Source organism: Burkholderia sp. Se-20378 (genome assembly GCF_017104665.1).
Lineage (GTDB): Bacteria > Pseudomonadota > Gammaproteobacteria > Burkholderiales > Burkholderiaceae > Burkholderia > Burkholderia lata.
Map to the genome: position 1 here is coordinate 1 of NZ_JAAGPG010000354.1, position 8716 is coordinate 8716.

At 66.2% G+C, this 8716-nt stretch carries 9 protein-coding genes and 1 pseudogene; 3 read left to right on the forward strand and 7 right to left on the reverse strand.

Annotated elements, in window-relative coordinates:
* Both G3N93_RS27875 and G3N93_RS27880 read left to right on the forward strand, forming a co-directional pair.
* Window positions 1–526, forward strand: a pseudogene (locus tag G3N93_RS27875) (MFS transporter); the annotation flags it as partial.
* 134 nt (window positions 527–660) lie between these two features.
* The gene (locus G3N93_RS27880) at window positions 661–1431 is read left to right on the forward strand and encodes an ABC transporter substrate-binding protein (RefSeq protein WP_174938463.1); all 771 of its coding nucleotides are present in this window, start codon (window positions 661–663) and stop codon (window positions 1429–1431) included.
* Between the two features lie 78 nt (window positions 1432–1509).
* Here G3N93_RS27880 and G3N93_RS27885 read toward each other — a convergent pair whose 3' ends face one another.
* Entirely contained in the window at window positions 1510–1893 is a 384-nt protein-coding gene (locus G3N93_RS27885) for a hypothetical protein (protein WP_011356063.1), read from the reverse strand.
* A gap of 203 nt (window positions 1894–2096) precedes the next feature.
* On the opposite strand from G3N93_RS27885, the gene G3N93_RS27890 reads away from it, so the two are divergent.
* Window positions 2097–2618 carry a GNAT family N-acetyltransferase gene (locus tag G3N93_RS27890; RefSeq protein ID WP_206134409.1) on the forward strand — a complete coding sequence of 174 codons (522 nt, stop codon included), beginning with the start codon at window positions 2097–2099 and terminating at the stop codon, window positions 2616–2618.
* Between the two features lie 141 nt (window positions 2619–2759).
* Here G3N93_RS27890 and G3N93_RS27895 read toward each other — a convergent pair whose 3' ends face one another.
* The 6 genes from G3N93_RS27895 to G3N93_RS27920 all read right to left on the reverse strand — a co-directional run.
* Complete coding sequence (locus G3N93_RS27895) at window positions 2760–3224, reverse strand: Ivy family C-type lysozyme inhibitor (protein WP_206134410.1); 465 nt, start codon at window positions 3222–3224, stop codon at window positions 2760–2762.
* Window positions 3225–3307: 83 nt separating this feature from the next.
* Window positions 3308–4780, reverse strand: coding sequence for an amidohydrolase family protein (locus G3N93_RS27900; RefSeq protein WP_206134411.1), 1473 nt, complete (start codon window positions 4778–4780; stop codon window positions 3308–3310).
* Window positions 4781–4858: 78 nt separating this feature from the next.
* The gene (locus G3N93_RS27905) at window positions 4859–6337 is read right to left on the reverse strand and encodes a sodium:solute symporter (protein WP_174947218.1); all 1479 of its coding nucleotides are present in this window, start codon (window positions 6335–6337) and stop codon (window positions 4859–4861) included.
* Window positions 6334–6546: a DUF3311 domain-containing protein gene (locus G3N93_RS27910; protein WP_174938448.1), complete on the reverse strand. Its 213-nt coding sequence runs from the start codon at window positions 6544–6546 to the stop codon at window positions 6334–6336. Before G3N93_RS27910 ends, G3N93_RS27905 begins: the two co-directional genes overlap by 4 nt.
* 39 nt (window positions 6547–6585) lie before the next feature.
* Window positions 6586–7713 (reverse strand): porin, encoded by a 1128-nt coding sequence (locus G3N93_RS27915; RefSeq protein ID WP_174938537.1) that lies wholly within the window; start codon window positions 7711–7713, stop codon window positions 6586–6588.
* Between the two features lie 294 nt (window positions 7714–8007).
* Window positions 8008–8716: IclR family transcriptional regulator (locus tag G3N93_RS27920; protein ID WP_206134412.1), on the reverse strand; the 709-nt coding region annotated here is incomplete at its 5' end.

Genomic DNA, 8716 nt, shown 5'->3' on the forward strand with positions numbered 1-8716 from the left:
TGTCGCGTGGCTGCCCGCGTTCTACCGCAGCATCGGCATGAGTCCGCAAGCGAGCGGCAACCTGCTCGCGTGGATGGCGCTGTTCCAGGCGACCGGCGCACTCGCGATGCCGATGATCGCGAAACGTTCGCCCGACCGCCGCGCCGTGCTGTGGCTCACGCTCGCGCTGCAGGCGGCCGGCTTCATCGGGTTCGCGACGCTGCCCGCGGTCGCGCCGTGGTTCTGGGTCGCGAGCGTCGGCCTCGGTCTCGGCGGCTTCTTCTCGATGAGCCTGATCGTCACGCTCGACCACCTGCCCGATGCACGGCTCGCCGGCGCGCTCGCCGCCTTCGTGCAGGGCGTCGGCTTCCTGACCGTCGCGGCGAGCCCCTGGCTGATCGGCTGGCTGCGCGACGCGGGCGGCGGCTTCGCGATCGCGTGGTGGATGCATCTCGGCGTGATCGCCGCGATGGCCGCGCTGAATGCCGCGTTCTCGCCCGCCGGCTACCGGCACAGCATGGCGCGCATCACCGGCGCCGCTCGATAACGTTCCCTTCGAATCCGGGCGAGCGCCTTCGGCACTCGTCCAGCCGCCCGCGCATGGCCGGGCGCGGGCAGTCACGCCCATCGGCCGCTGGTTCGCTTCAAAACAAACGACATCAATCGGTATTGGAGACAGACATGAAAAAGCTCGTTCTGGCCGTGGCGCTCGCGCTGACGGCCGGCGCCGCCGCCGCGAAAGACCCGGCGGTCCTGCGCCTCGGCGTCGACCCCAGCTATGCACCGTTCGAATCGCTCGCGCCCGACGGCAAGCTCGTCGGCTTCGACATCGATCTCGGCAATGCGATCTGCGAACGGATGAAGGTGCGCTGCGTGTGGGTCGAGAACGCGTTCGACGGGATGATCCCGGCGCTGAAGGCGCGCAAGTTCGACGGCGTGCTGTCGTCAATGAGCGTGACCGAGAAGCGCCTCGCGCAGATCGCGTTCACCGACAAGATCAACAACGTGCCGCCCCGGCTCGTCGCGCGGCGCGGCTCGAACCTGCAGCCGACGCCCGAGTCGCTGCAGGGCAAGAGCGTCGGCGTCGAGCAGGGTTCGACGCAGGAGACTTACGCGCGCACGTACTGGGAGCCGAAGGGCGTGATCGTCCGCACGTACCAGACGCAGGATCTCGTCTACCAGGACCTGCTGTCGGGGCGGCTCGACGCGTCGCTGCAATCGTCGGTGCAGGCCGACCTCGGTTTCCTGAAAACGGCGAAGGGGGCGAACTTCGAATTCGCGGGGGCGCCGCTGCATGACCCGAAGACGCTCGGCGTGGGGTCGGCGATCGGCGTGCGCAAGGATGACGACGCGCTGCGCACGCAGATCAACCAGGCGCTTGCGAGCCTGATCCAGGACGGGACTTACCAGCGGATTTCGAAGAAATACTTCTCGTTCGATATCTACAACTGACGGGCGGGAGCGGACAACGCGAAGAGGCGTCACGCATGAATGCGCGACGCCTCTTCTTCGCTCACCGAATAATGTCGACTATGCTGCTCGCTGCAACAGGTCGGTTGCGAAAGAATTCGCATGTGCGACGGCCTCTTGCGCGTCGCCGAATACACCGAGCTCATCCCAGTGTTCTTCGGCCGCATACGTTCCCCTCACGGCAAGCGCCCGCTGAACGCTCAACTGCGCTGCGTATTTGCCATCCTGCAGTGGTCGGGCCGTTGCAACGACCTTGTGCGGAGGGCTGGCTCGCTCCGGCTGAACCAGCTCGACGGCGCCACCGGCCACGTCGACATACATCAACTCATTCCTCGTTTTGCAGTCCGGGCAGTAGAAACACCACCCAGAGTCCTCTTGATGGGGCCTGACCTGCCCGCGAGCCAGCACGGCGCGGCATGCAACGTTTTCGCAGATGAACGGCATGGCAGTCTCCGAAGTTGTTTGTCGGAAATCCTAGCATGTCCGTCGGCGGTCAACCACCGGCATCGGCACGATTGCCTTGCGGTCGATCAGGTTCGGGCGCAGACGCCCGTGGCACGGCTCGCACGCAGGTCAACCCGGCGCCCGCAAGCCTCTCGGCAACCGGGATAAACTGTCTGCCCGACCCACGAACCCAGCCATTCTCCATGTTGATCCGCGTTGCTACCCCGTCCGATGCCATCCTGCTTGCCGAATTGAAGCGCGACACGTTTCGCGAAACCTTTCTGCATGACGGATTCAATATCGACTACCCGCCGCACGATCTGGCTGCGTACGAGACCCGAACCTATTCGGTAGAAGCGGTCACGGGCCAGCTCAACGATCCCCAGTGCCGCACGTGGGTCGCCGAAAGCGACGACGGCCGGCTGGTGGGGTATGCGCACGCGGGGCCGTGCAAGCTCCCGCACCCGGAGGTTGCCGACGGTTCGGGGGAGATCCATCAGATCTACCTTCGGCGGGGGGCGCAAGGGACCGGCGCCGGGCGCGCGTTGTTCGATTCCGCACTGGACTATCTGGCCACGGAACGGCCCGGCCCGGTATGGCTTGGCGTGTGGTCCGGCAACGCGAAGGCCATCGCCTTCTACGAGAAGGCCGGTTTCCAGCGGGTCGGTACGTACGATTTCAAGGTTGGCGATTCAACCGATCTGGAGTTCATCTACCGTCGCTGACCTTCGCGGTTGCATGCCGACCGAGCCTCGCCAGCAAAAAGGGGCGCCGCGCACAATCGCGCGACGCCCCTGCTTCACATCGGCCGGCCCGTTCGGGCAGCGACCGCGATTGATGCTTGACCGCCCGTCAATCGGCCGGCGTCACTTGTAATTGAACGCGTCGGGGTGGTTCTCGAGGCTACCCGTCAGCGCCGCATACAAGATCGTCCGTCCGTCGATCGATTCGCTACCGCCGCCGATATTGAGCCATGTCAGCTTCTCGGCGCCCTCCTTCGGACCTGCGACGGACAGCACACCGTACATCACCTTCTTCTGCGGGTCGTACAGCACCGCGATGCGCTCCGACCCGCAGTTGTGCGGCTTGCAGGCCGTCATCACGTAGACGTCGTGCCCGCTGAACACGACGGTGGTTCCCGGCGATTCGGTGCCGTTCGTCACCCATGCCGGCACCGCGTGACCTTTCTTCATCGCGGCGAACGCGTCGCTCGCCGCGCGATCGCCGGGGATTGCGCTCATCGTCCAGGTTTTCGTCGGCGCGGGGCCTGCGGCCCATGCGGCCTGGGCGAGGATCAGTGCGGCAGCGGCGAGAGGAATCCTGAATTTCATGTGTGTCTGCTCCGGGCGATGGGGGAATTCATTAGTGCCGCACCACCGAAAGGAGTTCTTCCCGCCGTGTCAACTTTTGTCAATCAATAGCGGCTCCGCCCCCACAGCGTCTTCGGTTCGTCGAGCAAATGACGCAACCCGCTGCGCTCGATCGTGATCTCCGCCACTTCGTTCACCCGTTCGAGCACCGCGCCTTCGTCGACCGACAACACACGCCGGTCCTCCATCAGCACCCTTCCGCCAACCATCGTCATGCACACGTCGGCCGCGTTCGCGAAGCACGTCACGCGATACACCGGCATGTTCATCGGCATCATGTGCGGCCGGAACAGGTCGACGAGGATGATGTCGGCGAGCTTGCCGGCTTCGAGCGAACCGACCTCGTGATCGACCGACAGCGCCTTCGCCGCGTCGATCGTCACCATCTCCAGCACCTTGCCGTGCGGCAGCAGGTCCGGGTCGCGGAAATGACGGCGGTGGTAATGCATGCACTGCCACATGTGGCGGAACATGTCGTAGCCGCGATCGGGCGCCGCGCCGTCCGACGCGATCGCCACCGTCACGCCCGCATCGATCAGCTCGGGCACCGGGCAGCGCCCGATGATCGACATGATCGCGCTCGGGTTGTGGACGATCGCGGTGCCGGTCTCGACGCATGCCGCGATATCGTCGTCGGTCAGGTCAATGCTGTGCGACATGAACGAAGTCGGGCCGAGCAAGCCGAGCTCGCGATGCGCGAACGCGAGCGTGCCCGCGCGGTGGCCGTCCTGCGTGAACGTCAGCCCGCGCTCGCGCGCCAGCGCGCCGTAGCGCGCGGCCTGGTCGCGGAAATCGCGCTCGTACCGTGCGAGTTCGGGATCGTGTTCCGGCCCGTACACGGGCAGCGTGAGCGCGATGCGGATCCGGCCATCGGCATCGCCGTGGCATGCGTCGATGATGTGCTCGCACACGTCATACATCGTGTCGAAATCGATGTCGCGCGTGTCGCTGCCGTCCGGCGTGTGGTGCGTATAAGCACGCGGCGCGGGCGGCCGCGACGGGCCGACGGCGACGATCGAGCGCGTACCGGTGCGCACGACCGCATCGCAATGGCGCCGTGCATAGACCGGATCGTCGACGCGCATGATCGAGTTGCCGCCGCCGAGCAGCGACACACCCGTCGTCACGCCGGCCTTCAGCCGTTCGAGCGCGGCAAGGTGCGATTCGGCCTCCCAGAACGCTTCGTCGGACGCACGCGTGTAGATCGTCTCGGCCGCGGCCGACCACGCATCGCCGTCCGCGCCGCCGATCGTGCGCAGCATCGCGTGGCCGGCATGCGCATGCGCATCGATCAGGCCCGGCAGCACGGCCTTGCGGCGCGCGTCGATCGTGCGCGCGGCGCGGTAGCGCGCCTGCAGTTCGTCGGTGCTGCCCACGGCGACGATACGATCGCCCTTCACGGCAACCGCGCCATGCTCGATCACGCGCCGCTGCGGGTCCATCGTGATCACGCAGCCGTTCGCGATCAGCGTGTCGATCGCCTCGCGGTTGTCGTCCCGCTTGTCCTCGGTAGTCATCGCACAGTGTCCTGTTGTCATTCGATTGATTGTGTTGCCGCCCGGCGGCCTCGTGCCATCTTCATCCATGAAAAACGATCACGCCGAACCGACCGGCGCCGCGATCCGCGCCTTCAGCTTGCGCTGCACCGCGCTGATCACGATGAACACCAGCGCATTCACCGCGAGCGCGACGAGCCCGGGGTTGATCGACGTCAGCGTGTTCGACGCGCCGGGGAACAGCGACGCGAGCGTCACGCCATAGTAGTTCGTCATCGCGATCACGATCGCGCCGGCGACGATGCCCGCGAACGCGCCTTCACGCGTGCCGAACGGCCGCTTCAGGAAGCTCGATGCGAGCATCGGCACGAGCTGCGTGAGCAGGCTCGACGAGAAGATCGCGAGCGTGACGAACGTCGCGCCGCCGCGCAGCACGAAGTAGACGACCACCAGCGTGAAGATCGGCAGCGCGATCCGCGCGACGCGCGTCACCTCGCGGTCGGTCGCGTTCGGCGCGAAGCCTTCGCGGTAGATGTTGCGCGCGATCGTCGTCGATGCGTTCAGCATGATCAGCGAGCCCGGCACCAGCGCGGTCAGCAGGCCCGTGCCGCCGACGATGCCGACGAACCATGCGGGGAACGTCTGCTTCACGAGGCGCAGCAGCGCGAGATCGGTCTGCGCGCCTTCGAGCCCGTGCACGGTCATCACGGCCGCGAAGCCGACGAGGAACAGGAACGCGATCAGCACCTGGTACAGCGGCATCAGGATCACGTTGCGGCGCAGCGCGCGCTCGTCCTTCGCGACGTAGATCGCGGTGAAGCCGTGCGGATACAGGTAGTAGCCGAGCGACGTGAGCAGGATCGTCGAGTTGTACCAGCTCAGGTTGAAGCCGTGCTCGGGCATGCGCAGCAGTTCGGGATGCACGGCGTCGATCCTGGCGAACATCGCGCCAAGGCCGCCGTAGTAGTGCATCGGCAGATACAGGCCGAGAAAGATCGCGATCGCGAGGATCAGCACGTCCTTGAAGATCGCGATGCTCGCCGAGCCGTGGATGCCCGACACGACCATGTACACCGCCATCAGCGTCGCGGCGATCCAGATCGCGGCCGCTTGCGGAATCAGCCCGTACGACATCTCGGACACGATCACGCCGAGCCCGCGCAACTGGATCATCAGCAGCGACACCATCGCGAACACCGCGACGACCGACACCAGCACGCCGATCGCTCGGCTGTCGTACTTCGCCGCGAAGTAGTCGGCGAACGACACGAGCCCGCGCTCCTTCGCGTAACGCCAGATCGCCGGCAGCATCCAGTAGCCGATCACGAATGCGAGGCAGCCGTACGACAGGATGTAGAACGCGGGCACGCCCTTGCTGTAGGTCCAGCCGCTCGCGCCGAGGAACGAGAACGTCGAGAACGCCTCGCCGGCCATCAGCAGGAACGTCAGCAGCGAGCCGAAGCCGCGCCCGCCGACCGCCCACTGCTCGAGCGTGAGCTTGCGGCCGCGGCGCGCCATCACGCCGATCGCGAGCGCGAACACGGCGAACGCCGCGATGATGATGATCGATGCGTTCATCGCGCGTCTCCCGAGCGGCCGGCGCGGGCCGCGTCGCGCTCGTCGAGATGGAACAGGATCGCGAGGATCGCGGCGGTGGCCGCCATCCAGACCAGGTTCCAGACGAGCAGGAACGGCAGCCCGAACAGCAGCGGCCGCACCTCGGCGAGCGAGCCGCCCGCATACATCCCGACGAACGGCAACGCCGCCAGCAACAGTTTGAGTTTCATGAGTGCCTCCTCCGGAAGACGCGCGTGTGCGTCAGAACATCAGAACTTCTGGCGGATGCCGACCACCACCGCCACCTGCGACGTCGTCGACGACGCGCTGTCGGTGCCGTCGATCCACGCCTGGCCGACACCCGACGACGCCTTCTGGTAGAAGCCGTTCACGTACACGTCGGTGCGCTTGGACAGCAGGTACTGCAGGCCGGCCGATACCTGGTGGTAGTGGCCGCTGTCGCTGGCGCGCGCGACCTGCGTATAGGTGTAGCCGGCCGCCGCCATCAGCGCCGGCGTGATCATGTAGCGCAGGCTGCCTTCGTAGTTGTTGAAGCGCAGCGCGCCGCCCGTCGCCTGCCCGAAGTTCGAGCCCGTGTACAGCAGGCCGAGCGTCGCCGGCCCGATCGCGTAGCTGCCGCCCGCGCCCCAGATCTGCTGGCGGATCGCGTTCCCGAGGCTCGCACCGAACACCGATTCCGACGCCGGATAGTAGTTATCCGAAGCAACGGCGCCGCTCGTGCTGACCGCCGGATGGTTCACGCGCGCATACGCGGCGCCCGCGTTGAGCGGCCCGTTCACGTACGTGACGCCCGCGCTCCAGCTGTTGTCGTTCGCGAAGCCGGTCGAGTTCGAGAAGCCGTACACGAGGTTCGCCTGCAGGCCCGCGATCGTCGGCGACACGTACTTCACCGCGTTGTTGGTGCGGAACGTGTTGTTGATGTCGTCGTTGTCGAACGGGTGCGTCGAGTACTGCGCGAGGAAGCTGCTCATCTGCAGCGAGCCGAGGATGTCCTGCGTCGAGTTGTACTGGCGGCCGAGCGTCACCGCGCCCCAGTTCGCGCCGCTCAGGCCGACCCACGCCGAACGCCCGAACATCCGGCCGCCCTGCCCGAGCGCGCCGTTCGCGACGTTGAAGCCGTTCTCGAGGCGGAAGTTCGCCTTCAGGCCGCCGCCGAGATCCTCGGTGCCGATCAAGCCAAAGCGCGGGCCCGATTCGTTGCCGCCCGTGAATTGCCACAACGCATGGCCCTTCGCGTTGTTCGTGTAGGTCACGCCGGCGTCGACGATCCCGTACAGCGTCACCGTCGACTGCGCGTGCGCGGCGCCGGCAAACAGCATTGCAACGGCTGCGCCCACGCCTGCGGCGCCCGTCTTCCCACCCTTCATTCGCACCATCTCCGTCTTCTCCTCTCCAAACCTGTTCATCGATGTGTTGTGTTTTTTTGATCCTGCCCATACGCCCGATCAGGTTGTATAGACAGTCGCTGGATGGTATCCAGCCGCAATCACATCAAGAAATGAAATGTTCAACTGAGCGGCAGTTGAAAATCGAATGGCGGGGAGATGAGCGGGGACGATGCGCCGCTGCAAGAGAAACGAAAGCACGCAAGTCCGCTGGACGCGGCGCGCTTTGCTCAGACGTGAATGGCTCGCGTAAGCAAGCTGACGAAACGGCGACGCGTGATGCGTCTATACGGTTTTCCCGGATAGCCCGTGCATCGGCCGCCGCAGCGCGGCGTCGAACGGATTCGTGCGCGGCCCGATCGTCCCGGCCTGGCGCCGCAGCAGTTCGACGACCATCGGCATCCGGTCGTCGCCGAGGCGCGACGCGAGCGTACCGACGCTCAGCGCGCCCACCGGATACCCGGTGCGATCGAGGATCGGCACGGCGACGCCGGCCATCCCGTCGAGCACGCCGCTGTTACGGCCCGCGTAGCCGAGCTGCCGCACGCGTTCGATCTCGGTGCGCAGGTACACCTCGTCGAGCACGCCATAGCCGCGAATGCGCGGCACGTTGAAGCGGATCACTTCCTCGCGTTCGGCTTCGGGCAGGAACGCGAGGATCGCGAGACTGCCCTGCCCGACGCCGAGCGCGATGCGCCCGCCGATGTCGCCGGTGAACGAGCGGATCGGAAACGGCCCTTCGCACAGGTCGAGACACACCGCGTCGAAGCCGCTCTTCACGAGCAGGAAGATCGTCTCGCCGAGACTCGCGCACAGCCGCAACAACGCGGGGCGGCACAACGTACGCATGCTGCTCGGGTTACCGGCCTGCGCGGCGAGCGCGAAGAAGTCGACGCTCAGCCGGTACAGCTTCGATTGCTCGTCCTGTTCGACCATCCCTTCGGCGATCAGCGATTGCAGGATCCGGTGCGCGGTGCCCTGCGTGAGGCCGACC

Bases quoted from the DNA above. Each gene is read 5' to 3' on its own strand.
- G3N93_RS27880 (WP_174938463.1), top strand. From the start codon at position 661: ATGAAAAAGCTCGTTCTGGCCGTGGCGCTCGCGCTGACGGCCGGCGCC.
- G3N93_RS27885 (WP_011356063.1), bottom strand. From the start codon at position 1,893: ATGCCGTTCATCTGCGAAAACGTTGCATGCCGCGCCGTGCTGGCTCGC.
- G3N93_RS27890 (WP_206134409.1), top strand. From the start codon at position 2,097: ATGTTGATCCGCGTTGCTACCCCGTCCGATGCCATCCTGCTTGCCGAA.
- G3N93_RS27895 (WP_206134410.1), bottom strand. From the start codon at position 3,224: ATGAAATTCAGGATTCCTCTCGCCGCTGCCGCACTGATCCTCGCCCAG.
- G3N93_RS27900 (WP_206134411.1), bottom strand. From the start codon at position 4,780: ATGACTACCGAGGACAAGCGGGACGACAACCGCGAGGCGATCGACACG.
- G3N93_RS27905 (WP_174947218.1), bottom strand. From the start codon at position 6,337: ATGAACGCATCGATCATCATCATCGCGGCGTTCGCCGTGTTCGCGCTC.
- G3N93_RS27910 (WP_174938448.1), bottom strand. From the start codon at position 6,546: ATGAAACTCAAACTGTTGCTGGCGGCGTTGCCGTTCGTCGGGATGTAT.
- G3N93_RS27915 (WP_174938537.1), bottom strand. From the start codon at position 7,713: ATGGTGCGAATGAAGGGTGGGAAGACGGGCGCCGCAGGCGTGGGCGCA.